The following is a 23,951-nucleotide window of genomic DNA, read 5'->3' as shown; positions in this document are numbered from 1 at the left end:
CATGGCCGACTGGATGGACCGCTTCTCGCTCGCCGGCCGGCGCGCACTTGTGACCGGCGCCTCCCGCGGCATCGGCGCCGAGATCGCGCGCGTCTTCGCCGATGCCGGGGCCGACGTGGCGCTGGTCGGCCGCGACAGAGCGGCGCTTGAGGACACGGCCGATGCCGTCACCGCCAGCGGCCGCAAGGCACTGCCGATTGCGGGCGACCTCACCACCGCTGCAGGCGCCGATGCGGTGGCTGCGGAGGTGCTCGCTGCCTGGGGCACCATCGACATTCTGGTCAACTGCGCAGGGATCGCCCCGGTCGCCCCGGCGCTTGCGCTGACGGCTGAGGCGTTCGACGACACCATGGCCGTCAACGTGCGCGCGCCGTTTTTGCTGTCGCGCGCGTTGGCACCGCAGATGATCGCGCAACGCTGGGGCAAGATCATCAACATCTCATCGCAAACCGGCGTGATCGCGCTGGCGGACCATGCCGCCTATGCCGCCTCCAAGGGCGCGCTCAACGCGCTCACCAAGTCGCTGATGGCGGAGTGGGCGCCGCACAACATTCAGGTCAACGCCATCTGCCCGACGGTGGTGCTCACCGAAATGGGCCGCGAGATCTGGGGCCCTCCCGAAAAGGGCGAGCCAATGCTGGCGAAAACCCCGCTCGGCCGCTTCGGCGAGCCGGTGGAGATCGCCGACTGTGCGCTCTATCTGGCTTCTCCCGCGTCAGGCCTCGTCAATGGCGCACTCATCATGATCGAAGGCGGGTTCTCTTCCGTATGACACGCACCACCCCGCCGCCCCGCAACATCGACGCCGAGTGGATCACCGACCGTTACGAGGCCGTTCGCCCCCGCCTGCCCGCGGCGGATTTCGCCGGCATCGTCCCGCAGGCCGTGGCCGACCTTTCGGCGGTGGCGGACCGCTACGATGTGTTCGTGCTGGACGGTTTTGGCGTGCTCAATGTCGGCGCATCGGCAATTCCGGGTGCAGCGGCGCGGATGGCAGAGCTGCGCAACGCTGGCAAGCGGCTGATCGTGCTCACCAATTCGGCGTCGTACCCGGCCGCGGCCAGCGTCACGAAATATGACGGGCTCGGCTTTGACTTCACGGCCGCCGAGATCATCTCCAGCCGCGATATTGCGCTGGAGGCCATGGCGGACTTTCCGGCAGATACGATGTGGGGGGTCACGTCCGCGGGGGAGGGGTCGATGGCGAAGCTTCCCGGCAGGGCCGTTGCGCTGGGCGATGATGACACGGCGTACCGCGATGCGGACGCGATCCTGCTTCTGTCCGGCGACCAGTGGAGCACCGCGCGCCAGATGCGGCTGGCCGAGGCGCTTGCCCGGAAGCCGCGCCCGGTGGTGGTCGCCAACCCCGATCTTGTGGCCCCGCGCGAAACCGGCCCCAGCATCGAGCCCGGCTTCTGGGCGCACGACCTGGCCGACCAGCGGGATCTTCCCATGAATTTCTGCGGCAAGCCGTTCGGCCGGGCCTTTGACGCGGTGGTGGAGCGCGTTGCCGGCAACGTGCCGCGCGACCGCTTCGCCATGGTCGGCGACACGCTTCACACAGACATTCTGGGCGGCCGTGCAGCGGGCTTCGGCACGGTCCTCATTACGGCGCATGGCGTTTACGCCGGGAGGGATGCGGCGCCCTTCATTGCCGCCACGGGCATCGTGCCGGACCACGTGGCCGTCACGACCTGACCGGCGCACCCCTGCGGCTCCAGGTGCGGCCCCTGTCTCCACCACCCTGCGCGCGGTTGCGGCATTTTGCGCGTGGCGCCACTCTGCCCTGCCTGGCGTAGTGTCCAGTGTGCGCGATGGTGCATTTATTGGAATTATTCAAAAATCAGAGTGCAGGCTACAGTGCCGTTTCTGCTCCGGCATGAAACCTGTGGTGGAGAAATTGCCAGATGATTTGTTTTGAATAATTCAAAACCAAATATTCCACTGCGAAACTTGGAGTTATTCTACCGTTTTCTTGTGTTGACTTGAGGCTTTCTTGGCGCGATCACGGGTAAAGATATTAGGCCGATCCAGTCGGCTTTCGATGCGACGGATGTCGCGACGCCAAGGAGACCCCGATGAAGCTCACCCTGACCGCTGCGGCGATCGCACTCGTTTCGGTTGGTGCAGCCCACGCGGAGGGCCCGGCCCCCGCTGCCGTGCTGAACACCTACGCCGACATTGCCCACGCCGGCTACGAGGACGCTCTGCTGACCGGACAGGCGCTCGACGCCTCCATCGACGCATTGCTTGCTTCACCCAGCCAGGCCACGCTTCTGGCGGCTCGCGCTGCCTGGGTCGCGGCACGCGTGCCCTACCAGCAGACCGAGGTCTACCGCTTCGGCAACGCCATCGTCGACGACTGGGAAGGCAAGGTGAACGCCTGGCCGCTGGACGAAGGCCTGATCGACTACGTGGCGGCCGACTACGGCACCGAATCGGATGCCAATGCTCTTTACACCGTCAACGTGATTGCCAACCCGGTGATCAACGTGAACGGCGCAGAGGTTGATGCCACCGAGATCACCCCGACTTTGCTGTCCGATACGCTGCATGAGGCCGAGGAAGTCGAGGCGAACGTCGCGACCGGCTATCACGCCATCGAATTCCTGCTCTGGGGCCAGGACCTGAACGGCACCGACGCCGGCGCCGGGATGCGCGAGGCGTCCGACTTCGACACCGAAGACTGCACCAACGGCAATTGCGACCGCCGCGGCGCCTTTCTCAAGGCCGCATCCGAACTTCTGCTGAGCGACCTGGAAGACATGGTTGTCGCATGGGGTCCCGAGGGCGAAGCGCGCCAGGTGCTGCTGGACGATGAGCAGGCGGGGCTTGCCTCCATCCTCATCGGCATGGGGTCGCTCTCTTACGGCGAGCTGGCCGGCGAGCGCATGAAGCTCGGTCTCCTCCTGCACGATCCGGAGGAAGAGCACGACTGCTTCTCCGACAACACGCACAATTCGCACTACTTCGATGCCATCGGCATCCGCAACGTCTACACCGGCAGCTATCGCCGGATTGACGGCTCGATCGTCAGCGGTCCGTCCCTGTCGGACGTTGTTGCAGCAGACAATGCTGACCTCGACGACGAGATGCTGGCTGCGCTGGACGAGACCGTGGCCGCCATGGCAGCCATGAAGGCCCGGGCCGAGAGCATCGAGGCCTACGACCAGATGATCGGCGAAGGCAACGAAGAGGGCAATGCTGTGGTGCAGGCTGCCATTGACGGCCTCATCAACCAGACGCCGTCCATCGAGCGGGTGGTGGCCACTCTCGACCTCGGTGCGATCGAGATCGAAGGCTCCGACAGCCTCGACGCCCCGAACGCAGTCTTCCAGTAAAATCCCAGAACGCGGGGAATCGAGCGATGATCGTCTGTCACTGCAATGTCATCCTGCGGGCAGAAGTCGAGGATGCGGCCAGGCAAATTCTGGCGGCAGACCCCGGTGCTTCGCTCGAACCGCAGTCCATCTACCGCGCAATTCAGAAGCGCGGCCGCTGCTGCAGCTGTTTTCCTTCGGTTGCGCGGATCGTTTCTGAACTCCTCACTCAAGCAATGAATGAGGTTGACGGGGCGGCCATCCTTTCGGCATCACCGCTCAAATCTCTGGTGCCTAAGGACGGATAATGGACGGTAACCCCCGCGTTATTGAACGACTCAATCAAGCATTGTTTCTCGAGCTTGGGGCCGTCAATCAATATTGGCTGCACTACCGGCTCCTCGAAGACTGGGGCCTCGGCAAGCTCGCCAAGAAAGAGCGCGCCGAATCCATCGAAGAGATGCAGCATGCCGACCGCATAACGTCGCGCATCATCTTTCTCGGCGGTCACCCCAACTTGCAGACTCTGGCACCCCTGCGCATCGGAACCAATGTCAGCGAAGTGCTCGAAGCCGATCTGGCGGGCGAACACGACGCCCGCACAGCGTACCGCGACTCGCGCGAAATCTGCGCCCAGGAGCGCGACTATGTATCCAAGGAGCTCTTTGACCGGCTCCTGGAAGACGAGGAGGGTCACATTGACTTTTTGGAGACGCAAATCGCGCTCCTCAAGAAAATCGGCGAGGAGCGCTACTGCCTTCTCAACGCCGAGTCCGCGGACGAGGTCAGCTGACCGATCCGCGACGATATATGGCGGGGCCCTCGTGGTCCTCGCCATTGGCGCCGGCCTGTCCGTAACGGCCGCCGCCCTCGATCTTGAACCCAGCGACGCGCTGCCTTTCGGCACAAAGCGCAACGACCTTTCCGCAACGGACCTTGCGCGCGTTCAAAGCGTCACCCGGCCGACGAGCCGGTTCGATGCCGCCGAACCCTTCGAGGCAAAGCCCGGCGGTGCTGCCACCTCCACAGCGGCCACCGACGGCAATGCGTTCTCGCATCCGTCCGCCAACCTCACGTTCGAGGAGCGAGAGCCGTTCTTCGTCGGCAACGGCATCTTCAAGAAGCTGTGGGTGTCCTCGCCGTCGTCCACCGCGGCGTCCGATGGGCTCGGCCCGCTTTACAACGCCCGTGCGTGCCAGCGCTGCCACCTGAAGGACGGGCGGGGCCATCCGCCCCGCAGCGCGGACGATGACGCGACCTCCATGCTGATGCGCCTGTCGGTTCCGCCGCGCACGGCCGAGGACGAGGCGCGCCTTGCAAACTTCGACACCCTGCGCATCCCGGAACCGTCCTATGGCGGCCAGCTTCAGGACTTTGCCGTCCCCGGCCTTGCCGCCGAGGGCCGCTTCTCGATCAACTATGACGAGACCGAGATAGAGCTTGCAGGCGGCGAGACCGCATCGCTCCGCAAACCCGAAATCACCATCGAGGACCTTGCCTACGGCCCCATGGCGCCGGACGTGATGACCTCGCTGCGGATTGCGAACCCCATGATCGGGCTCGGGCTGCTGGACGCGATCCATCCGGCCGACATTCTGGCGCTGGCCGATCCGGACGATGCAGACGGCGACGGGATCTCGGGCAAGCCCTCGCTGGTGCGCGATCCGGAAACCGGGGCGCTCACCCTTGGCCGCTTTGGCTGGAAGGCATCGACGCCGAGCGTGAAGGTCCAGTCCGCGGAGGCGTTTTCGGGCGATATCGGCATCTCCACGCCGCTGGTGACGGACGCGTTCGGCGAGTGCTCCATCGCCCAGTCGGAATGCCGGGACCTGCCGAGCGGCGTTCAGCCGCGTCTGGGTGAGGTGGAGGCGCCGGATCCGATCCTGCCGCTGGTGGCGTTCTATTCCGCCAACCTCGCCGTGCCGGCCCGCCGCGACCTTGATGATCCCGAGGTGCTGGCCGGCAAGGCCGTGTTCTACAACACCGGCTGCGCCTCCTGCCACACGCCCAAGTTCGTGACCTCGCGCGATGCCGAGAACAGGGCGCAGCGGTTCCAGCTCATCTGGCCCTACACCGACATGCTGTTGCATGACATGGGCGAGGGCCTTGCCGATGGTCGCCCCGTCGGCAGCGCCAGCGGGCAGGAGTGGCGCACCGCGCCGCTGTGGGGCATCGGTCTCACCGAAACCGTCAACGGCCATACCAACTTTTTGCACGATGGGCGGGCGCGCAACCTTCTGGAGGCGATCCTGTGGCATGGTGGGGAAGCGCAGGCTGCGCGTGACAAGGTGGTGGCGCTGGACCCCGAAGCCCGCGCTGCTCTGATCCGGTATCTGGAGTCGCTTTGATGAAGACTGCCGTCCTCGCCGCAATGGTGGCACTCGCGGTCAGCCCGGCCTTGGCGCAGGAGGGGGGCGGACGCGCCTTCGCCCCCGCCGTCGCCGGGCTGATAGAGACCGTGATCGTGCCGCAATATGCGCGCTTTACCGAAGCGGCGAAGGCAGAGGCCGCCTTGGTGGCCGACCTTTGTGCCGCGCCGGACGAAGCGCGCCTTGCCGCAGCGCGCGACGGGTTTCTGGCGTCCCTCACCGCATTCAGCCAGGTGGAGATGTTCCGCTTCGGCCCGGCGCGGGAAGACAACCGGATCGATCGGCTGTTCTTCTGGCCGGACCGGCGGGGACGAGGCCTCCGCCAGATCCAGGGCCTGATTGCCGAGGCCGACGAGACCGCAGCCACAGCCGAGACGCTCAAGGTCAAGAGCGTGGCGGTGCAGGGCTTGCCGGCGCTGGAGTTCGTGCTGTTTGGCACGGGCGCAAAGGACCTTCTGGCGCCCGGCAGCTTCCGCTGCCGCTATGGCAGCGCCATTGCCGCAACCATTGTCGACGTTGCTGGTGCGCTGGAGGCAGACTGGCGCGGCCCGTTTGCGGCCCTGATGGAAGATGCCGGGCCGAACAATCCCGTCTACCGCAACCACGGCGAAGCGTTGCAGGACATCCTGCAGGCCGCGGCCGAACAGATCGAGATGGTGAAGGACCTGAAGCTCGGCGCCAGCATCGGCGACAGTCCCGACGATGCGCATCCCAAACGCATTCCGTTCTGGCGCTCGGGTGGCGCGCTGCCAGCCCTGGAGGGCAACGTGGCGGGCGTGGATGCGCTTCTGGCCCCGCCGCTCGTCGAAGTGCTGAATGCGGATGATGTGTGGCTGCAAAGCGTGCGCTTCGAGCTTGAGCTGGTGCACCGGACGCTGGCAGCGCTGATCGCGGATGGCCGCCCGTTCGGGGAACTAGCCACCGACGCTGAAGGCCACCGCCGCATGGCCTATGCCGCGCATCCCCTGGCTGGCGCCCATACCATTCTGGCCGTTCGCATTCCGGGCGAGCTGGGCTTCGTTGCCGGCTTCAACGCAATGGACGGCGACTGATGACAACCTCCCGGCGCGCCTTTCTGGCCGGCGCTGGCTCGCTTCTCCTGCCGGTGCCGGCGGCTCTTGCAGCCGAATTTGCCGGCGCGAACGAGCCGGCGTTCGTCACCGCCCGTCGCAACGCCGGCGGTGGCTTCGACATGGCGATCCTCGGCCCCCATGGCGAGGTGCTCTACAGCCACCGCATGGCCGCCCGCGGGCACTCCGCCGCGGTACGCGCGCAGCCACGCACGGCGGTGGTGTTCGCCCGCCGTCCGGGCAAGTTCGCCATTGCGGTGGATGTCGAGAGCCTGACGGTGGACGCGGTTTTCGCGCCCCCGCCGGACCGCCTGTTCGAGGGCCACGGCTTCTTCTCCGCCGACGGCAGGCTTCTGTTCGCGACAGAAAATGATTTCGACGCCGAACGCGGCGTCCTCGGCATCTACGATGCCACCGGCGGCTATGCCCGCGTCGGCGAATTTCCCACCTACGGCATCGGCCCGCACGAGGCGCTGCTCCTGCGCGACGGGCGGACCATTGCGGTGGCCAACGGCGGGATCATCACCCACCCCGACTATCCGCGCCAGAAGCTCAACCTGCCGGACATGGCGCCCAACTTCACGCTGATCGACATCGCAAGCGGCGACCTCATTGCCGAGGCGGCGCTGCCACACGACTATTATCAGCTGTCGCTGCGCCACATGGCGGAGGCGGCGCCCGGCGTGATCTGGTTCGGCGGCCAGTATGAGGGGCCGAAGACGGACCGCCTGTCGCTGGTCGGCACGTTCGACGCCAATCGCGGCCTCACCCTCAACGAGGCCGACCTCGATGCCATGGCCCGCCTGGACCGCTATGTGGGCTCGGTCGCCGTCACGCCCGATGGCGAGACGGTGATCACCACCAGCCCGCCCGGCGGCGTGTTTCTGGAATGGAATGCGGCCACCCGCCAGATGCGCAGGATGCACGTTGTGCCCGATGTTGCCGGCACCGCCTCCGCCCCCACAGGCTATGCGGTGACGAGCGGCACCGGCGTCTTCCGCCTGTCCGACGGCACAGGCACGCAAAGCGATGCCGCGTTCGACAACCATCTGGTGCCGATCCCGCCGCGCGCTGCCTGACACCCGGGCACGAAAAAGGGGCGACCTTGCAGCCGCCCCTTTTGCCGTTCGCGCGCGGGTTGGTTCTACCGGACCAGTACGTTGCGGAACTGCCAGGGGTCATCCATGTCGAGGTCCTCGGGGAAGAGGCCCGGACGGCCGTGGAGCGGCGTCCAGTCGGTGTAGAAACCGTTGACGGGGCCGAGGTACGGCATCTGCACTTCAAGGCAGCGCTCGTGGTCCATCTCGTCCGCCTCGACGATGCCGGCTTCCGGGTTTTCCAGCGCCCACACCATTCCGGCGAGGACGGCGGAGGTCACCTGAAGGCCGGTGGCGTTCTGGTATGGGGCAATGCGGCGGGTTTCTTCCACCGACAGCTGCGAACCGTACCAGTAGGCGTTCTTGTCGTGGCCGTAGAGAAGGACGCCCAGCTCGTCGATCCCGTCGACAATCTCGTTTTCGTCCAGCACATGCAGCACCGGCTGCGCCTTGCCGGCCTTGCCGAACATCTCGTGGAGCGACAGCACCGCGTCGTTGGCAGGGTGGTAGGCGTAGTGGCAGGTGGGGCGGTACTCGGGGTCGAGGCCCTCGCCGACGGTGTAGTAGTCGGCGATGGAGACGCTTTCATTGTGCGTCACCAGAAAGCCGTACTGCTCGCCGGGGGTGGGGCACCAGGTGCGAACGCGGGTCGCAGCGCCGGGCTGGAGGAGGAAGCGGGCGGCCTGGCAGCCCGAGCCGTCGGCCTGGGTTTCCATGTTGTCCGGCATCCACTTTTCGTGTGTGCCCCAGCCAAGCTCGGCCGGTTGCAGGCCTTCGGAAATGAAGCCTTCCACCGACCAAGTGTTCCAGAATGCGTCGAGCGGCTTGGGCTTCTTGGCGCGCTGGGTGTCGCGCTCGGCAATGTGCACGCCCTTGACGCCGAGGCGCTGCATCAGCCCGGCCCACTCTTCGCGGCTTTCCGGCTTGGGCCCCGTGTCGCCAAGGTCGTCCTTAAGGTTTACAAGGGCCTGCTTGACGAACCAGGAGACCATGCCGGGGTTGGCACCGCAGCAGGACACAGCGGTTGTGCCGCCGGGGTTCGCGCGCTTTTCGGCACGGGCGGTCTCGCGCAGGTGGTAGTTGGTGCGGGTGGCATTGGTGGCGTTCTTGTCGAAGTAGAAACCCGGCCAGGGCTCGACCACGGTGTCGATGTAAAGGACACCGAGTTCGCGCATCAGGCGCATCAGGTCCACCGAGCCGGTGTCGACCGAAAGGTTCACGCAGAAGCCCTGACCCTCACCCTCGGTGAGGAGCGGTGTCAGCACGTCGCGATAATTGTCCTTGGTGATGGCGATCTGCTTGAATGCGACGCCGTGCTCGTCCAGCAGTGCCTTGTCGGCATCCGACGGGTCGATGACCACCATGCGGCTCTTGTCGAAGGTGAAGTGACGCTCGATCAGCGGCAGCGTTCCCCGTCCGATGGAGCCGAACCCGATCATGACGATCGGTCCTGTGATGGTCCCATGGTTCGGCCAGTCGGTCATTCGTGCTTCCTTTCGCGTGATGTCCATTCCCGTCACTTAGTGCGGTGACGCTCGGAAAGGAAATCCGTGCAGGAGGATGTGCACCGGATCGGATCGCAAGAAGCGCTTTGGCTTTACAATCGTATGACGTTGGAAGGGCCATCGGGGGAAATGGGCGAGGGCAGGCGGGCGGCATTGGCCCCCGATGCCCGCACCAGAGCGCCGGGAAACGAACGCACCACCGGATTGCCTTCCAGCCGGTCGCTCGGGAAGGGGCCGATGACATTCTTCTGGCCGTTGGCGCTGGCCAGAAACAGCGCACCCTCCGCGGTGATCATCACGTCGTTGGCGGGCATGGTGTCGTCCACATGGGCAAGGCCGATGGATACGGAGACGGGCTTGCCCTCGAACTTGAGGATGGTGTTGGCGGCAGCCTGGATCCGCTCCGCGACGGTGTATGCGTTGGCGGCGCTGGTATAAGGCAGGAGAATGCCGAACCGGTCTTCGCCGAGCGGGGCGCACACGTCGGAATCGCGAATACAATCGCGCAGCTGCCGGGCAACGGCGGCCTTGAAGCGGACCCAGTCGGCCGGCGGCGTGCGCTCGTACATGGCCTCACCGTCGTCCAGCGCAACCAGCAGGTAGGCATAGTGGACGCCGTAGCGCTCATGGAGGCGCTCGTGATGCTCGATCTGTGAGCGCAGCAGGCTGTCGCGCACGGTCTGCGTGAGACTGAAGAAAAGCTGCTCGTCATCTTGCCGGCGTTTGGCGTCGGATCTGGCAAGCTCGTTGCCGACGAGGATGCCGAACAGGAAAGTGAGCGTCGGCATCCATACCAGGAAGCCTATGAGGCTGAGGAGGGTCGGGCCTGCAAGAAAACCGCCGGACGGGACAGCCAGCGCACACACCACCAGTGGCGAGGCGGCGGCGAGCAGCAGCACGGCGCGCCGTCTGGTGCGCAAACCCAGCCTGTTGCAGGCGAGGCGAACGCCAGCGCCCACCAAGGCCGCAAGGACGATGGCGCCAAGCCCGATGGGTACGGCGGGGCCGCCAAGTTCCAGTTGCATGGCAAGGGGGAGCGGCACGGCAGCCAGCGCCCCGAGCGGTCCGCCAAAGAAACTTGCCACCAGAATGATGCAGATATGCCCGTCGATCGCGAAGGGGGCCACGCCGGACGGGGTGAACATGACTGCCAGCGATCCGGCGCCGCCGATAAGGCCGATCAGCACATTGCGCCGCCGACCCGCCGCCACCCTGTCGAACAGGAAACCGGCAGCAAGCGAGCCGATAATAACGATCGCAAAGGGGTTCAGGAGGTTCGGAAGGACGCTTGCAACACTGGACACCGCGGCACCGCTCTGAACGGGAGAATTTTCGGGTTCAGAGTGAAACGCATGGCTTGCACGAGCCTATCCATACCGTTCCGGCATGACAGCCCGCTGCGTTGCGGGCCGGGCAGATATGGTCAGCCGGTGCCGACGGACTTGATGTCCCGCCGCGGGTCGACTGCCTTGCTGTAGGGCGGATCGGGGATCGACTTGTGGGCGGCGCAAAGTGCTTCGGACCAGCGGTTGCGCACGCTGTTGAAGTAGGTGTCGTCTTCGGTGATGCGCACGTTGACGGCGGTTCGGAGCTTGTCGCGCGGCAGGATCATCGCGTCCACCGGCAGGCCCACCGCAAGGTTGGAGCGCATGGTCGAGTCCATTGAGATCAGTGCGATCTTCAGCGCCTCATCCAGCGGGGTATCGAAGTTGATCGAACGATCGAGGATCGGTTTGCCGTATTTGTGCTCGCCGATCTGCGCGTAGGGGGTGTCCTCGGTGGTTTCGAGGAAGTTGCCGGCACGGTAGACCATGAAGAGGCGCAACCGCCGGTCGCCGATCTGGCCGGCCACCAGCAGCGAACAGTCGAACTGGCCGCCATCTTCGGCCAGCGCCGCGGCGTCCCTGTCGCGGACCGTGTGCACCGCACGGCCGACAAACTGCGCCATCTCGAACATGGAGGGAACGGTGTACACCGTCTGCAATTCGCCCGTCGGGGAGGGGAGGCCATCCTGAAGATGGCTGATGACGGCCTGGGTCACCGCAAGGTTGCCGGCGGTGGCGATGGCAATCACCCGCTCGCCCGGAACTTCGAAAACCTGGAGTTTGCGGAAGGTGGCGATGTTGTCGACGCCGGCGTTGGTGCGGGTGTCGCCGACCATCACCAGCCCGTCCCGCAAGAGAAGGCCCATGCAGTATGTCATTGATGCTCCACCGGCTTGATCTTTCGCGCCCGGGCAATGGGCGGTTGGCCGCTATTGAAACGCAGTCCAGCCGGCCAGTTCCGGGTACGCCCGTTACTGGGACTGTGACTGAGAAGACTGGGTCTGGGATTGCGACCCTGTGTTACCCGGCCGTCGCCCGCCGGGATCCATGGTGACGTTGACGTCCAGCGTCTCGCCCGCGCCGCCATACGTGGCACCGCGCACCGGCGACGCGCCGAAATGGTCGAGCCCGATGGCAACGCGGACATAGGTGTCATCGGTGCTGCCGCCGGCGGTGGGGTCGAAGCCGACCCAGCCGAGGTCTTCGATATGAATTTCGGCCCAGGCGTGGCCTGCATGCTCGTCCCGCGCCTGACCGGAAGCGAACTGGTAACCGGAGACATAGCGTGCCGGCAGGCCGACGGCGCGGGCCGTGGCCAGAATGATGTGCGTCAGATCCTGGCACACGCCTTCGCCGGCAATCAGCGCGTCGCTGGCGTGGGTGGCGACGTTGGTGGACCCTGTCACGAACTTCACACGCTCGTTGATGAGGCCGTTCAGCCGGTGTGCGGTGTCGAGCAGGCCGCTGGCGCCGTTGCGCGCCTCTTCGCCCAGCGCGACGATTTCGGGCGAGGGAAGGGTGAGGTCGGTCTCGCGCAGGAACACCGGCAGGGGCAGGCGTTCACGCGTGCCGGAAATCACGCCGTTGGTGCTGGAGGTGTCCACCGTGCCGGTTGCGGTGACCACAAGGTCCTCGTTTGCGCCCACGGGGGTGGTGAAGGTGTGGTTGACGTTGCCGAACGCATCCTCGAACCGGCGCAGCGGCGCGTCGCCGCTCACCGTGATGCGCCAGTCCCGGATCGACTGGCTGTCGGAGTTGCAGGGTGTCAGGCGCAACACCTCGATCACCGAAACGGGTGCAAGGTCGTAGCGATACCGCGTCTCGTGTTCGATCATGAGCCGCATGGTGTTCCCCCAAAGGTCGTCCGTCCACTCGCAAGGCTAGCGCCGACTGACGACCCCGTCGCGTTGCCGGAGGCAACGCGCTGTGGATATGCAGCAGCAATCCTGCACGTGGCTTATGTTGGCGCACATGCGCGATAAATGCGCAACTGGCATTTATGCCGACCCGGTGCGCAGTCAGCGCAGATACTGCTCCTCGATGGCAGCGCCGAGCGCGTTGTTCTCCGCAACGGTGCGCACCAGAAACTCGTGCAGCCCTTCGCGGTAGATCGCATCGATCGACTGGTTGGCAAGCCTTGCGTGCATGGCGCGGGCCGCGCGCTGGGCCGGGCCGTGGCGGCCATAATCGCCGGCGAGCTGGTCCAGAAAACGGCTGGCATTGTCCGAGCACGACGCGATGGAGCGCGGCAGCTCGGGCCGCAGGATCAGCAGTTCCGCAACCCGCCAGGGCCGCAGCGCCTCGCGAAACACCCACTGGTAGGCCGACAGCGCAGAGGCGGCGCGCAGGATCGACGACCACTGGAAATAGTCGAGGCCGCCGCCCACCGTGTCGCCCTCGGGCAAAAGCACATGATATTTCACATCGAGGATGCGGGCCGTGGCATCGGACCGCTCGATGAAGGTGCCGAGGCGGAAGAAGCAGTGCGCATCCGTGCGCAACATGGTGCGGTAGGTGGAGCCGTCGAACCTGAGGCAGGTTTCCTTGACGAACGACAAGAACTCGGTGAGCTGGCGCGGGCTCATCGAATCCACCGAATAGCGGCGCATTTCCAGCCAGCCGTCGTTGATGGCCTCCCACATCTCGCGGGTGAGCGCCGTGCGCACCGAGCGGGCGGAGCGGCGCGCAACGTCGAGGCAGGAGCGGATCGAGGACGAGTTTTCCGGGCTGAACGCCAGCCAGTCGATCACGTTGCGCCGGTTGGCCTCGTCATAGCGCTCGGAGAACGCGGCGCCGGAGCCGGTGGCAAGGACGGCCGATTCCCACTCGTTGGTGGTGCCGCCGTAGGAGGTCGGCATGGCGGACAGGCGCGAGGCGACATCCAGAATGCGCGCGGTATTTTCAGCGCGCTCGGTATAGCGGGCGAGCCAGAACAGGTCCGCGGCGACGCGTGACAGAAGCATCAGGCGATCTCCCCGAAAGTGAAGCGTTTTGTCAGGTTCATCGGCCGAGCACCCACGTATCCTTGGTGCCGCCACCCTGACTTGAGTTCACCACGAGAGAGCCTTCCTTGAGTGCAACCCGGGTGAGCCCGCCCGGGATGGTCTTGATGCCGTTGGAGCCCATCAGCACGAACGGGCGCAGGTCCACGTGGCGGGGCGCGACGCCTTCGCCGACGAACGTGGGGCAGGTGGAGAGCGCCAGCGTCGGCTGGGCGATGAACTCGTCGGGATCCGCAATCAGCTTGGCGCGGAACGCCTCGATCTCTTCCTTGGTGGCGCGCGGGCCGACCAGCATCCCGTAACCGCCGGAGCCGGACACCATCTTCACCACCAGTTCGGGGAGGTGTTCGAGCACGTATTTCAGCACATCGGGTTCGCGGCAGCGGTAGGTCGGCACGTTCTGGAGGATCGGTTCTTCGCCAAGGTAGAACTTAACGATTTCCGGCATGTAGGTGTAGACGGCCTTGTCGTCCGCCACGCCGGTGCCCATGGCGTTGGCGACGGCCACGTTGCCGGCGCGGTAGGCCGCAATCAGCCCCGGCACACCGAGCACCGAATCGGGACGGAAGGCGAGGGGGTCGAGATAATCGTCATCGAGGCGGCGGTAGATCACGTCGACCTGCCGCGGTCCTTCCGTGGTGCGCATGAAGACGTGGTTGTCGCGCACGAAAAGGTCGCGTCCTTCCACCAGCTCCACGCCCAGCCGGTCGGCCAGAAAGGAGTGCTCGTAAAAGGCGCTGTTGAAGGAGCCCGGCGTGAGGATCACCACGTTGGGATCGCGCGGGGCACCGGCCGGCGCCAGCGACTGGAGCGTGGACAGGAGCTCGTCGGGATATTGCTCGACCGGCTCGATCTTGTGGTCGTTGAAGAGGTCCGGGAAGAGACGCATCGTCACCTCCCGATTTTCCAGCATGTAGGAGACGCCGGAGGGGGTGCGCAGGTTGTCTTCCAGCACATAGAACGTGTCGGCGTCCACGCGCACCACGTCGATCCCGCACACCGGCGTATAGACGCCGTGCGGGACCTTCACGCCGAACATTTCGGGCCGGTAGTAGGTGTTCTGGTAGATCAGCTCTTCGGGGATCAGTCCGGCCTTGAGGATCTTGCCCTCGTTATAGATGTCCCCGAGGAAGAGGTTGAGTGCCCGGACGCGCTGCTCAAGCCCTTTGGAGAGCTTGGTCCACTCGTCGCTGGTGATCACGCGCGGCACGATGTCGAATGGGATGATCCGTTCTTCGGCATCGTTCTCGCCGTAGACGGCGAAAGTGATGCCAATGCGGCGGAACAGCATTTCCGCCTCCCGGGCGCGCGCGCGCAACTGGTCTGGCGGAGAATTTTCTAACCACTCGCCAATTCTGGCGTAGCCGTCGCGGGTTACGCCCTTGGCGCTCATCTCGTCGAAAAAGTGTGTCATCTCTGCTCAAACATGCTCTTCATTTCGACGGTGACCAGTGCGAGGTGGGAAATCAAGCCCGATGTCTGCTGCATCGAGAGGCAGTCGGTGGCGCGCGTTTTAACCGAAGGCGGTTAAGCTTCCGCTCTCGGACCATGTTTCGGGCCGCCTGCGGTGCTGCGCAGACGTACGGGGGCGCCGGTCTTCCCATCGGCAAAATTGGCGCGCCCCGCATTTTCCGGGCGCAGCTGTGCGGCCCGGAGGCTTGTCACGCCGGCGCGGCGCATTCTCGGGTGGCATGCTCCACACGGAGACATTAATGAGGTTGCTGGCGCCGCCAGATGCGGCCGCAGCTTTCCTGACCGGTTCCGTCGTGCCCCATTGCGTTACACCCGCCGCGGCCTGCCGGGTCGCCCAACCCATCCGCACAACAGGCGTTGCTGCGCCATGAAGGCCGTGCTCCTGGCCGGTGGGCTCGGCACACGCATCAGTGAGGAAACCTCGGTGCGCCCCAAGCCGATGGTCGAGATCGGCGGCCGCCCGATCCTGTGGCACATCATGAAGATCTATTCGCACTACGGGGTGAACGACTTCATTATATGCTGCGGTTACAAGGGCTACATCATCAAGGAATACTTCTCCAACTACTTCATGCACATGTCCGACGTAACCTTTGACATGCGCAGCAACGAGATCATCTACCACGAGCGCCGTGCCGAACCGTGGCGTGTGACGCTGATCGACACCGGCCAGCTCACCATGACCGGCGGGCGCCTGCGCCGCGTTGCCGACGCCATTGGCGACGAGCCGTTCTGCTTCACCTACGGCGATGGCGTTGCCGATGTGGACGTTGCCCGTCAGGTCGCCTTCCACAAGGCGCACGGAAAGCTGGCCACCGTGATGGCCGTTACCCCGCCCGGCCGCTACGGTGCGATGGAGCTGGGGGCGAAGGGGAGCGTCCGCCGCTTCATGGAAAAGCCGCGCGGGGAAAGCGGGCGCATCAATGGTGGCTTCTTCGTGCTGTCGCCGGGCGTGATGGATTATATCGACGATGATTCCACCGCCTGGGAGGCGGAGCCAATGGCGCGCCTTGCCGCCGAGGGGGAGCTTGTCGCCTATGAGCACAACGGCTTCTGGCAGCCCATGGATACGCTGCGCGAAAAGAACCGGCTGGACGACCTCTGGAACACCGATCGGGCGGCATGGCGGGTATGGGATACCAAGAGCGCTTCGTAGGCCGCAGGGTTCTGGTCACCGGACACACCGGTTTCAAGGGAAGCTGGCTTTCACTCTGGCTGGCGCGCTGCGGTGCATCGGTGTCCGGCCTTGCGCTGGACCCGCCCACCGTGCCGTCTCTGTTCGCGCTGGCGTCCGTTGCCAGCAGGCTCGCCGCCGACCACCGCGTCGACATTCGTGACAGCACCGCGACCGAGGCCGCCATCCGCGACGCCGCGCCGGAGGTGGTGTTCCACCTCGCAGCCCAGCCGCTGGTGCCAGAAGGCTACGCGCACCCGCGCGAGAATTTTGCAACCAACGTGATGGGCACGGCCAATGTGCTCACCGCGGCGGCGGCGTCGGGCAGCGTCAAGGCGATCGTCTGCGTCACCACCGACAAGGTCTATCACAACGCAGAGTCGGTGCACCCGTACCGCGAGTGCGACCGGCTCGGCGGCCTCGACCCCTATTCCAGCTCCAAGGCGGCGGCAGAACTGGTCGCGGCATCGCTGCGCCACAGCCTCGATACCGATGCGCGGATTGCCACGGCGCGGGCTGGCAACATGATCGGTGGCGGCGATTTTGCGGGCAGCCGTCTGGTGCCGGACGCAATGCGCGCGTTTGCAGCGGGTGCGCCGCTGGTGTTGCGCCGGCCGGATGCCGTGCGCCCCTTTCTTCATGTGCTGGACGGGCTTGCCGGCTACCTCCGCCTTGCCGCAGCGTTGCTGGACGCGGTGGAGAACTCGGACGGCGCCTGGAATTTCGGCCCTGCGCCGGGCGACGACCTCACCGTCGGTGCCGTTGCCGAGCGCCTTGCCAGGGGATGGGGCGACGGCGCCGCGGTTGCCGCCGCCCCGGCAAGTTCCGCTGTTCACGAGGCCGGCATCCTCCGCCTCGACAGCACCAAGGCCCGCCTTGGCCTCGGATGGACGCCGGTGTGGGGCCTCGATCGCGCGCTGGACGAAACACTGGCGTGGTACCGCGCATGGCACGGCGGCGCGCCAATGGCCGAAATCACCCTGCGCCAGTTGGCGGCATTCGAGGCTGCTGCCGGCGGGGAAGGGGCGCCATGAGCCTCTTCACCTGCCACACGACCGCCATTGCCGGAGTGGTCATTGTGGAGCGGCATCCGCACGGTGATGCGCGCGGCACGTTCGAGCGGATCTACGAGCCCGGCGCGCTCCCCCTCGAAACCATCGCGCAGGTCAACCACAGCGTCACGCGGACGGCGGGGACGATCCGCGGCCTGCACTTTCAGCGGGCGCCCCGCGGGGAGACCCGGCTCGTGTCGTGTCTTGCCGGCCGCATCTTCGATGTGGCGGTGGATCTGCGCGCAGGGTCGCCCACGTACGGCCAGCATGTCAGCGCAGAGCTGTCGGCAGAGAACCACCGTGCCTTGCTGGTGCCCGAAGGCTGCGCCCACGGCTTTCAGGCGCTGACGCCGGATTGCCAGCTTCTGTATCTGCACAGCGTTCCCTATGCGCCGGACGCGGAAGGGGGTGTCCACCACGCCTCGCCCACATTGGGCATAGGCTGGCCGCTGGCGCCGCATTCGGTTTCGGCGCGCGATCACGCGCTCCCCGTTCTGGACGACAGTTTCCGCCCGCTGGGTGAGGACACAAGGTGAACTGCCGCCATTGCAGTGCGCCGCTCACCCGCAATTTCGTCGATCTGGGCACAGCGCCGCCCTCCAATGCCTATCTCAACGCCGCCGATCTCGGCGCGGGGGAGATGCATCTTCCGCTGAGGGTCAGGGTCTGCGACGGGTGCTGGCTGGTCCAGACCGAGGATTTTGCCGCAGCCGCCACGCTGTTTGGCGCCGACTACGCCTATTTCAGCGCAACCTCCGCATCGTGGCTGGCCCATGCCCGGCGCTTGGTGGCCGACATGGTGGCAAGGTTCAACCTTGGCGCGGGCTCTGTTGTGGTGGAGGTGGCGGCCAACGACGGCTACCTCCTCCAGTACGTGGCCGCACGGGGGATCCCCTGCTACGGCATCGAGCCTGCGGCCGGCACCGCCGCCGTCGCGCGGGGCCTGGGCCTCGAGATTCTGGGCGCATTCTTCAACCACGCGCTGGGGCGCAAGCTGGCGGCGGAGGGCCGCACCGCAGACCTCATCGTCGCCAACAACGTGCTGGCCCATGTGCCGGACATCAACGATTTCGCAAAAGGTTTTGCCGCGCTGCTGAAGCCGGGCGGCGTTGCCATCTTCGAATTTCCGCACCTCCTGCAACTCATCGAGCATGCGCAGTTCGATACGATCTACCACGAGCATTTCAGCTATCTGTCGCTGGCGGTCGTCACCCGCATTTTCGCGCTCGCTGGCCTCACGGTGTTCGATGCGGCCGAGCTGCCCACCCATGGCGGGTCGCTGCGGGTGTTTGCGGCACTTGCCGGCAGTGCCCGTCAGGTCACAAGCGCCCCGGCCCGGATCATCGCCGCAGAGCGGGCCGCCGGCCTGTGCGACGGCGCTGTCTACGATGCCTTTCAGGCGCGGGCGGAGGCCGTGAAGAACGGTTTTCTGGGGACGCTTCTATCGATGCGTGCAAACGGCCTCGGCGTTGCGGCATACGGGGCCGCAGCCAAGGGCAACACGCTTCTCAACTTTGCCGGCGTGCGCGGCGACCTCATTGAGTTCGTGGTCGACCGTAGCCCCGGAAAGGTCGGGCGCTATATGCCCGGCAGCCGCATTCCCATTGTTGCGGAGGACGTCTTGCGCCAACGGCGGCCTGATCGCATCGTGATTCTGCCTTGGAATATTGCGGGCGAGATTGCACGGCAGCTTGAATATACGCGCGACTGGGGTGCCCGCTTCATGACGGCCGTCCCCGAAATACGAGAGTTCTGAAGATGAGTATCGAGGTCGATCCGACCGCCGAAATTTCCCCGCTTGCCGATATCGAGCCCAGCCGGCGCGGAACGCGCGTGGTGGTCGGGCCGGACAGCGTGATCGACAGTTTCGTGAAGATCAAACCGGCCGGCGGCATGGGCGACGTGCTGATCGGCGCCCGCACCGTGATCAACGCCGGCTGCGTGATCTACAGCGGCAACGGCGTCAGCATCGGCAACGACGTTGCGGTGGCCGCCAACTGCGTGTTCGCTTCGGTCAATCATGAGTATCACGACAAGAGCAGGCTCATCCGCGAGCAGGGCTTTTTGCCCTCGCGCGGCGGCATTGTGGTGGAAGACGACGTGTGGCTCGGTGCAGGGGTAATCCTGCTCGACGGCGCGGTCGTGCGCAAAGGGGCCGTGGTGGCCGCCGGCTCGCTGGTGCGCGGCGAGGTTCCGTCCTACGGTGTGGCAGCGGGCGATCCGCTGACGGTGAAAACATGGCGGCAGTAGAAGCGACAGTCTTCGGTGCGACCGGCTTCATCGGCCGGGCGGTGAGTGAAGCGCTGCGGGCGCAGGGACTTTACGTGTGGTGCCCGACCCGCGCGGACATTGCCTCCGGCGCCGGGATGGACCGTTCGCTCGGCCATGTGGTCTACGCGATCGGCCTCACCGGCAATTTCCGCACCATGCCGGTGGAAACGGTGGAAGCCCATGCGGCCATGCTCGCCCGCGTGCTCCACGGTACCAGGTGGGACAGCTTTCTGGCGCTCTCCTCCACGCGGGTCTATGGCGCAAGAGGAGACAGGCCCGCCCGCGAAGGTGACCCGATCACCCTCGTCCCCAGCGCCGACAGCCTTTACGACCTTTCCAAGCTTCTGGGTGATGCGCTCGTGCTCTCGCATCCGTCGCCGACGGCACGGGTGGCGCGGCTGTCCAATGTGTTCGGGGAGGGGATGCACCCGTCCACCTTCCTCGCGTCCATCTTGAACGAGGCGGCCTCCGGCGACGTCACCCTGCGCGAAGACCCCGCATCCGCCAAGGACTACGTGCCGCTCGCCTTCGCGGCCGGCCGGTTGACCGACATTGTGCTGTCAGGTCGCGAACGCATCTACAACGTGGCCAGCGGGGCGCCGCTCAGCCACGAGGATGTTGCCGAGCTTCTGGCCGAAACACTCGGCATAACAATTTCCTACGCACCGGGGGCCCCGCTGCGCCGCCTGGCCGAAATCGACACGGGCCGCCTGACGGGAGAATTCGGCAGCATGACGCGCCGGGTGGAAGCCGAACTGACCGACTTTTTCCGCGCAAGGCTCCGACCCGCCAGGTGACCGACGACGATCCGGCCGGAGCCTTCCGCAAGGCGCGTGCGCAGACCATTGAAAGCTACCCTGAAGACGCGGCGTTTCAGGCCCTTTCTGCGGACTGGATGAAGGCAGCGTACGGGCGCCGCTACATGTACAACTGGGAGGCGTTCGGCCGCCCGGTGATCCAGCTTCCGGCAGACATGATGGCGCTGTCCGAAATCATCTGGATGGTGAAGCCCGATCTCATCGTCGAAACGGGTATCGCGCACGGCGGCTCGGTGGTGCACTCCGCAGCGCAGCTGGCCCTTCTCGACCTTGCCGACGCCACCGCAAAGGGCGAACTTCTCGACCCGCTCCACCCCAAACGCCGCGTGGTGGCGGTGGACATCGACATTCGTGCCCACAACCGCGCCGCGCTGGAAGCCCATCCGCTCAAGCCCCGCATCACGCTGATCGAAGGTTCCAGCGTTGATGCCGGTGTGATTGCCGAGGTTCATGCGTTGGCGCGGGGCGCGAACAGGGTGATGGTCTGCCTCGACAGCAACCACACCCACGACCATGTGCTGGCCGAGCTGTGCGCCTACGCCCCGCTCACCTCCCGCGATGCCCACTGCGTGGTGTTCGACACCATCATCGAGGCGCTGCCGAGAGATTTTTTCCCCGCCCGTCCGTGGAACCCCGGCGACAGCCCCCGAACCGCAATCGACGCCTACATGGCGCGTTGCGCGCGCGACGGTCTTACCGGCGTTGACGGGGCGCCTCTCGCCTTCGTGCCGGACCGCGCAATCGAGGAAAAACTGATCCTGACGGCAGCACCCGGCGGATTCCTGCGCCGCACCTGAGGGCGTGCCGGCGACGGGCGGCCGGATCGAAAATCCGGCCGCAACGGCCCCCACATGGCGGCGCCGAAACCTCAGAAGAGGAAGTCGCTTGCGCTCAGCGATGCGGCGCTGGTGTCCAGAAGCTCGATGGACGCGCCTTCGGTATCGCCGTCGTCGTCGAGGTCTTCCTGCTCGATAACTCCATCCTGATCGAGGTCGAGGTAGATGGTGGCGCTGGTGCCGGTCTGCTGCACGATGAGCTGGTTGAACACGATCGGGCTGCCGCCGTTCTCGTCTCGCAGATCGGTGAGGTCGATCGTGTCCATGCCGAACTGGAAGAGGGTGATCGTGTCGCGCCCAAAGGCGCCCTCGAAGAGGAACACGTCCTCGCCGCCGCCGCCGTCCAGCGTGTCGAAGCCGGTGCCGCCATCAAGCGTGTCATCGCCAACGTTGCCGGTCAGCTCGTCGTCATCGTCACCGCCGAACAAGACATCGTCACCGCTTTGGCCGGCGAGCTGATCCTCGCCGCTGCCGCCATTCAGCTCATCGTCGCCATTCTGGCCAGACAGCTTGTCGTCCCCGCCGTCGCCGCTCAGCGTATCGGCGCCGTCGCCGCCTTGCAGCGTGTCGCTGCCGGCTTTCGCATTCAGCCGGTCATCGCCGCCCTCGCCGTAAAGCCGGTTGTCGCCGCCGGTGCCATTCACGATATTGTCGATCGCGTTGCCGGTTCCGTCGATATTTCCGCTGCCGAGGAGCCGCAGATACTCCACGTTGTCACCGATGGTGAAGGACGATGACGCGCGGACCCGGTCGACCCCGCCAGCAGCGCCGCCGACCGCTTCCTCCACAAGGCTGCTCGCAAAATCGACGTTGTAGGTGTCGTCGCCAAGCCCGCCGTCGAGCTGGTCTCCACCATCGGTATCTGTGAGCGTATCCTCGCCGCTCCCGCCCAGAAGCGTGTCGATGCCGCCGGCACCGTCAAGCGCATTGAAGCCGCTGTTGCCGATGATGAGGTTGTTGCCGGCGTTGCCGGTGCCCGAGAGGTTGGTTGCGCCAAGGAGTTCGAGGTTTTCGAGGGACGCGCTCAGTGTGTAGCTGCGGGTGGAGGCGACCGTGTCGTCGCCCGCACTGTCGATGATCTGGTCGCCCAGCTCGTCCACCAGGTAGCGGTCATCGCCGCTGCCGCCGTTCATCGTATCGTTGCCGGCGCCGCCATCCAGCGTGTCGTTGCCGGTGCCGCCGTACAGCGTGTCGGTGCCGTCGCCGCCATGAAGGCCGTCATTGCCGGATCCGCCGTCGAGATAGTCGTTGCCTGTGTCGCCGTTCAGGCTGTCGTTGTCGACGTTGCCGTAGAGAAAGTCGGCGCCGCTTCCGCCGTTCAGCGTGTCGTTGCTTTCGCCGCCATACAGCGTGTCGTTGCCGTCGTCACCATACAGAACGTCCTGATAGCTCTGCGTGGTTGAAGTCGTGACCTGAGCGCCATCGCCGTCACCGTACAGAAGGTCGTTATCGGTGCCGCCGTACAGGGTGTCCTGATCGCGGCCGCCGATCAGCGTGTCGCTTCCGCTGTCGCCGAAAAGGAGGTCGTTGCGTTGATTCCCAAAAACCAGATCATTCCCGACACCGCCGCTTAGCGTGTCGTTTGAATCGAGGACTTCATTCGAATTGAAGCCGCTAAACTCAGCGCTGTTGCCGTGGATCGTGTCATTGCCCGATCCGCCGTCGATCGAGTCGCCGCCATTCCCACCGCTGAGCAAGTCGTTACCATCGCCTCCGTAGATGCGATCGGTCGCGTTGTCGAATGTGGTTCCTTCAGGATCCGAACTCTGCCAGCCATGTCCGCCGTAGATCGTATCGTTGCCCCCCGCACCATAGATCGTATCTCCCCCAAGGTTTCCAATCATGCGGTTGCCGACACTGTTTCCGGTTAGCGAATCACTGTTGCCGCCGCCGGTAACATTTTCGACTTCAGTAACAATACCATTAGAGCCTCTGAAATTGAAGTAATTTGTTGTTAGATTAACTATCGCGCTGAAAGATGCGGTTTCGAATGATATTGTGTCGTTGCCGCCGCCACCGTTGACAGTATCGGAACCGCCTGCTGTCAACTGGATGAGGTCGTTTCCGTTGCCGCCGGAAAGGAAATCATTACCGCCATCCGCGGTCAGGTCTCTGACCCAGTCGTCACCTTCTCCACCGTAAAGAAGGTCGGAGCCTTCGTTGCCAGAGAGTGTGTCATTTCCCCCTTGACCGTAAAGCTCGTCGTTGCCCGACCCGCCGTAAATATCGTCATTGCCATCGCGACCGTAGACCGTATCATTGCCGCCATTAGCATAAACACTGTCATTGCCGCCAAGGGCATCGATAATTTCGCCATTGACTGTGCCTACGAGCACGTCTGCACTATTTGTTCCAGTTATCACTACATTCCCACCAATTTAAATTGTTTAATTCAAAAATAATTCACACAACGCAAATAAACGTCAACATTATATAACGAGATTTTATATTTAAAATTCTATTTTTCATTTTTGAAATTTCGTACTTGGCGTGGTTTGTGAAACGAGCTTTCATGCCGAAGATTTTTTCAAGAACTGAAATTTCCGCGAAAACTGCCCGGCGGTTTGCCAAATTGCGGTAGAACGCACAGAAATTGAAGCAATGCGGATAGTCCGGTTCTCACCGATTTGCGGTGAGCT

The 23,951-nt window shown here is 64.8% G+C and carries 22 protein-coding genes; 15 read left to right on the top strand and 7 right to left on the bottom strand.

Going from position 1 to position 23,951, the window contains the following annotated elements; genetic code table 11:
• Window position 1: 1 nt before the first annotated feature.
• The 8 genes from RDV64_RS01165 (at window position 2) to RDV64_RS01130 (ending at window position 7,838) form a co-directional block, all read left to right on the top strand.
• Window positions 2-772 (top strand): SDR family NAD(P)-dependent oxidoreductase, encoded by a 771-nt coding sequence (locus tag RDV64_RS01165; RefSeq protein ID WP_309197461.1) that lies wholly within the window; start codon window positions 2-4, stop codon window positions 770-772.
• Window positions 769-1,698, top strand: a complete 930-nt coding sequence (locus tag RDV64_RS01160; RefSeq protein WP_309197460.1) for an HAD hydrolase-like protein — start codon at window positions 769-771, stop codon at window positions 1,696-1,698. Before RDV64_RS01165 ends, RDV64_RS01160 begins: the two co-directional genes overlap by 4 nt.
• A gap of 380 nt (window positions 1,699-2,078) precedes the next feature.
• Window positions 2,079-3,341: an imelysin family protein gene (locus RDV64_RS01155; protein WP_309197459.1), complete on the top strand. Its 1,263-nt coding sequence runs from the start codon at window positions 2,079-2,081 to the stop codon at window positions 3,339-3,341.
• 26 nt (window positions 3,342-3,367) lie between these two features.
• Window positions 3,368-3,628 carry a (2Fe-2S)-binding protein gene (locus tag RDV64_RS01150; RefSeq protein WP_309197458.1) on the top strand — a complete coding sequence of 87 codons (261 nt, stop codon included), beginning with the start codon at window positions 3,368-3,370 and terminating at the stop codon, window positions 3,626-3,628.
• On the top strand, window positions 3,628-4,113 hold the full coding sequence (bfr, locus tag RDV64_RS01145; RefSeq protein ID WP_309197457.1) for a bacterioferritin: 486 nt from the start codon (window positions 3,628-3,630) through the stop codon (window positions 4,111-4,113). Before RDV64_RS01150 ends, bfr begins: the two co-directional genes overlap by 1 nt.
• 31 nt (window positions 4,114-4,144) lie before the next feature.
• Window positions 4,145-5,668 carry a di-heme oxidoredictase family protein gene (locus RDV64_RS01140; protein WP_375143785.1) on the top strand — a complete coding sequence of 508 codons (1,524 nt, stop codon included), beginning with the start codon at window positions 4,145-4,147 and terminating at the stop codon, window positions 5,666-5,668.
• On the top strand, window positions 5,668-6,741 hold the full coding sequence (locus RDV64_RS01135) for an imelysin family protein (RefSeq protein ID WP_309197456.1): 1,074 nt from the start codon (window positions 5,668-5,670) through the stop codon (window positions 6,739-6,741). The genes RDV64_RS01140 and RDV64_RS01135 overlap by 1 nt, the downstream gene beginning before the upstream one ends.
• Window positions 6,741-7,838 (top strand): DUF1513 domain-containing protein, encoded by a 1,098-nt coding sequence (locus RDV64_RS01130; RefSeq protein WP_309197455.1) that lies wholly within the window; start codon window positions 6,741-6,743, stop codon window positions 7,836-7,838. Before RDV64_RS01135 ends, RDV64_RS01130 begins: the two co-directional genes overlap by 1 nt.
• A 65-nt stretch (window positions 7,839-7,903) precedes the next feature.
• On the opposite strand, the gene RDV64_RS01125 is transcribed toward RDV64_RS01130, so the two are convergent.
• The 6 genes from RDV64_RS01125 to RDV64_RS01100 all read right to left on the bottom strand — a co-directional run bounded on the left by RDV64_RS01125 (window position 7,904) and on the right by RDV64_RS01100 (window position 15,102).
• Window positions 7,904-9,340 (bottom strand): homospermidine synthase, encoded by a 1,437-nt coding sequence (locus RDV64_RS01125; protein WP_309197454.1) that lies wholly within the window; start codon window positions 9,338-9,340, stop codon window positions 7,904-7,906.
• A gap of 113 nt (window positions 9,341-9,453) precedes the next feature.
• Complete coding sequence (locus tag RDV64_RS01120) at window positions 9,454-10,665, bottom strand: diguanylate cyclase domain-containing protein (RefSeq protein WP_309197453.1); 1,212 nt, start codon at window positions 10,663-10,665, stop codon at window positions 9,454-9,456.
• Window positions 10,666-10,784: 119 nt separating this feature from the next.
• Complete coding sequence (locus RDV64_RS01115) at window positions 10,785-11,564, bottom strand: peptidase (RefSeq protein WP_309197452.1); 780 nt, start codon at window positions 11,562-11,564, stop codon at window positions 10,785-10,787.
• A 93-nt stretch (window positions 11,565-11,657) separates the two neighbouring features.
• Complete coding sequence (locus RDV64_RS01110; RefSeq protein WP_309197451.1) at window positions 11,658-12,530, bottom strand: transglutaminase family protein; 873 nt, start codon at window positions 12,528-12,530, stop codon at window positions 11,658-11,660.
• Between the two features lie 174 nt (window positions 12,531-12,704).
• Window positions 12,705-13,649, bottom strand: a complete 945-nt coding sequence (locus RDV64_RS01105; protein WP_309197450.1) for an alpha-E domain-containing protein — start codon at window positions 13,647-13,649, stop codon at window positions 12,705-12,707.
• Between the two features lie 37 nt (window positions 13,650-13,686).
• The gene (locus RDV64_RS01100; RefSeq protein ID WP_309197449.1) at window positions 13,687-15,102 is read right to left on the bottom strand and encodes a circularly permuted type 2 ATP-grasp protein; all 1,416 of its coding nucleotides are present in this window, start codon (window positions 15,100-15,102) and stop codon (window positions 13,687-13,689) included.
• 426 nt (window positions 15,103-15,528) lie between these two features.
• On the opposite strand from RDV64_RS01100, the gene rfbF reads away from it, so the two are divergent.
• The 7 genes from rfbF to RDV64_RS01065 are packed head-to-tail and all read left to right on the top strand — an operon-like array spanning window position 15,529 to window position 21,273.
• Window positions 15,529-16,317: a glucose-1-phosphate cytidylyltransferase gene (rfbF, locus tag RDV64_RS01095; RefSeq protein WP_309197448.1), complete on the top strand. Its 789-nt coding sequence runs from the start codon at window positions 15,529-15,531 to the stop codon at window positions 16,315-16,317.
• A complete protein-coding gene (gene rfbG / locus RDV64_RS01090; RefSeq protein WP_309197447.1) occupies window positions 16,293-17,369 on the top strand; it encodes a CDP-glucose 4,6-dehydratase in 1,077 nt (358 codons plus the stop codon). Before rfbF ends, rfbG begins: the two co-directional genes overlap by 25 nt.
• A complete protein-coding gene (locus RDV64_RS01085; protein WP_309197446.1) occupies window positions 17,366-17,923 on the top strand; it encodes a dTDP-4-dehydrorhamnose 3,5-epimerase family protein in 558 nt (185 codons plus the stop codon). The genes rfbG and RDV64_RS01085 overlap by 4 nt, the downstream gene beginning before the upstream one ends.
• Complete coding sequence (locus RDV64_RS01080) at window positions 17,920-19,143, top strand: class I SAM-dependent methyltransferase (RefSeq protein WP_309197445.1); 1,224 nt, start codon at window positions 17,920-17,922, stop codon at window positions 19,141-19,143. The genes RDV64_RS01085 and RDV64_RS01080 overlap by 4 nt, the downstream gene beginning before the upstream one ends.
• Before the next feature lie 2 nt (window positions 19,144-19,145).
• Window positions 19,146-19,637: an acyltransferase gene (locus RDV64_RS01075; RefSeq protein ID WP_309197444.1), complete on the top strand. Its 492-nt coding sequence runs from the start codon at window positions 19,146-19,148 to the stop codon at window positions 19,635-19,637.
• Window positions 19,625-20,455, top strand: a complete 831-nt coding sequence (locus RDV64_RS01070) for an NAD(P)-dependent oxidoreductase (RefSeq protein WP_309197443.1) — start codon at window positions 19,625-19,627, stop codon at window positions 20,453-20,455. The genes RDV64_RS01075 and RDV64_RS01070 overlap by 13 nt, the downstream gene beginning before the upstream one ends.
• Window positions 20,452-21,273 carry a CmcI family methyltransferase gene (locus RDV64_RS01065; RefSeq protein ID WP_309197442.1) on the top strand — a complete coding sequence of 274 codons (822 nt, stop codon included), beginning with the start codon at window positions 20,452-20,454 and terminating at the stop codon, window positions 21,271-21,273. The genes RDV64_RS01070 and RDV64_RS01065 overlap by 4 nt, the downstream gene beginning before the upstream one ends.
• 71 nt (window positions 21,274-21,344) lie before the next feature.
• Here RDV64_RS01065 and RDV64_RS01060 read toward each other — a convergent pair whose 3' ends face one another.
• Window positions 21,345-23,648: a calcium-binding protein gene (locus tag RDV64_RS01060; RefSeq protein ID WP_309197441.1), complete on the bottom strand. Its 2,304-nt coding sequence runs from the start codon at window positions 23,646-23,648 to the stop codon at window positions 21,345-21,347.
• Window positions 23,649-23,951 lie beyond the last annotated feature (303 nt).

It is taken from the genome of Acuticoccus sp. MNP-M23 (assembly GCF_031195445.1).
Lineage (GTDB): Bacteria > Pseudomonadota > Alphaproteobacteria > Rhizobiales > Amorphaceae > Acuticoccus.
The sequence above is the reverse complement of the archived record's forward strand: the minus strand, read 5'-3'. Positions and strand labels throughout refer to the sequence as shown.

Excerpts from the sequence above, each read along its gene's own strand:
- RDV64_RS01085 (WP_309197446.1), top strand. The coding sequence starts at position 17,366 with ATGAGCCTCTTCACCTGCCACACGACCGCCATTGCCGGAGTGGTCATT.
- RDV64_RS01105 (WP_309197450.1), bottom strand. The coding sequence starts at position 13,649 with ATGCTTCTGTCACGCGTCGCCGCGGACCTGTTCTGGCTCGCCCGCTAT.
- rfbF (WP_309197448.1), top strand. The coding sequence starts at position 15,529 with ATGAAGGCCGTGCTCCTGGCCGGTGGGCTCGGCACACGCATCAGTGAG.
- RDV64_RS01125 (WP_309197454.1), bottom strand. The coding sequence starts at position 9,340 with ATGACCGACTGGCCGAACCATGGGACCATCACAGGACCGATCGTCATG.
- RDV64_RS01155 (WP_309197459.1), top strand. The coding sequence starts at position 2,079 with ATGAAGCTCACCCTGACCGCTGCGGCGATCGCACTCGTTTCGGTTGGT.
- RDV64_RS01130 (WP_309197455.1), top strand. The coding sequence starts at position 6,741 with ATGACAACCTCCCGGCGCGCCTTTCTGGCCGGCGCTGGCTCGCTTCTC.
- bfr (WP_309197457.1), top strand. The coding sequence starts at position 3,628 with ATGGACGGTAACCCCCGCGTTATTGAACGACTCAATCAAGCATTGTTT.
- RDV64_RS01135 (WP_309197456.1), top strand. The coding sequence starts at position 5,668 with ATGAAGACTGCCGTCCTCGCCGCAATGGTGGCACTCGCGGTCAGCCCG.
- rfbG (WP_309197447.1), top strand. The coding sequence starts at position 16,293 with ATGGGATACCAAGAGCGCTTCGTAGGCCGCAGGGTTCTGGTCACCGGA.
- RDV64_RS01075 (WP_309197444.1), top strand. The coding sequence starts at position 19,146 with ATGAGTATCGAGGTCGATCCGACCGCCGAAATTTCCCCGCTTGCCGAT.
- RDV64_RS01150 (WP_309197458.1), top strand. The coding sequence starts at position 3,368 with ATGATCGTCTGTCACTGCAATGTCATCCTGCGGGCAGAAGTCGAGGAT.
- RDV64_RS01165 (WP_309197461.1), top strand. The coding sequence starts at position 2 with ATGGCCGACTGGATGGACCGCTTCTCGCTCGCCGGCCGGCGCGCACTT.
- RDV64_RS01160 (WP_309197460.1), top strand. The coding sequence starts at position 769 with ATGACACGCACCACCCCGCCGCCCCGCAACATCGACGCCGAGTGGATC.
- RDV64_RS01070 (WP_309197443.1), top strand. The coding sequence starts at position 19,625 with ATGGCGGCAGTAGAAGCGACAGTCTTCGGTGCGACCGGCTTCATCGGC.
- RDV64_RS01115 (WP_309197452.1), bottom strand. The coding sequence starts at position 11,564 with ATGACATACTGCATGGGCCTTCTCTTGCGGGACGGGCTGGTGATGGTC.
- RDV64_RS01110 (WP_309197451.1), bottom strand. The coding sequence starts at position 12,530 with ATGCGGCTCATGATCGAACACGAGACGCGGTATCGCTACGACCTTGCA.
- RDV64_RS01100 (WP_309197449.1), bottom strand. The coding sequence starts at position 15,102 with ATGACACACTTTTTCGACGAGATGAGCGCCAAGGGCGTAACCCGCGAC.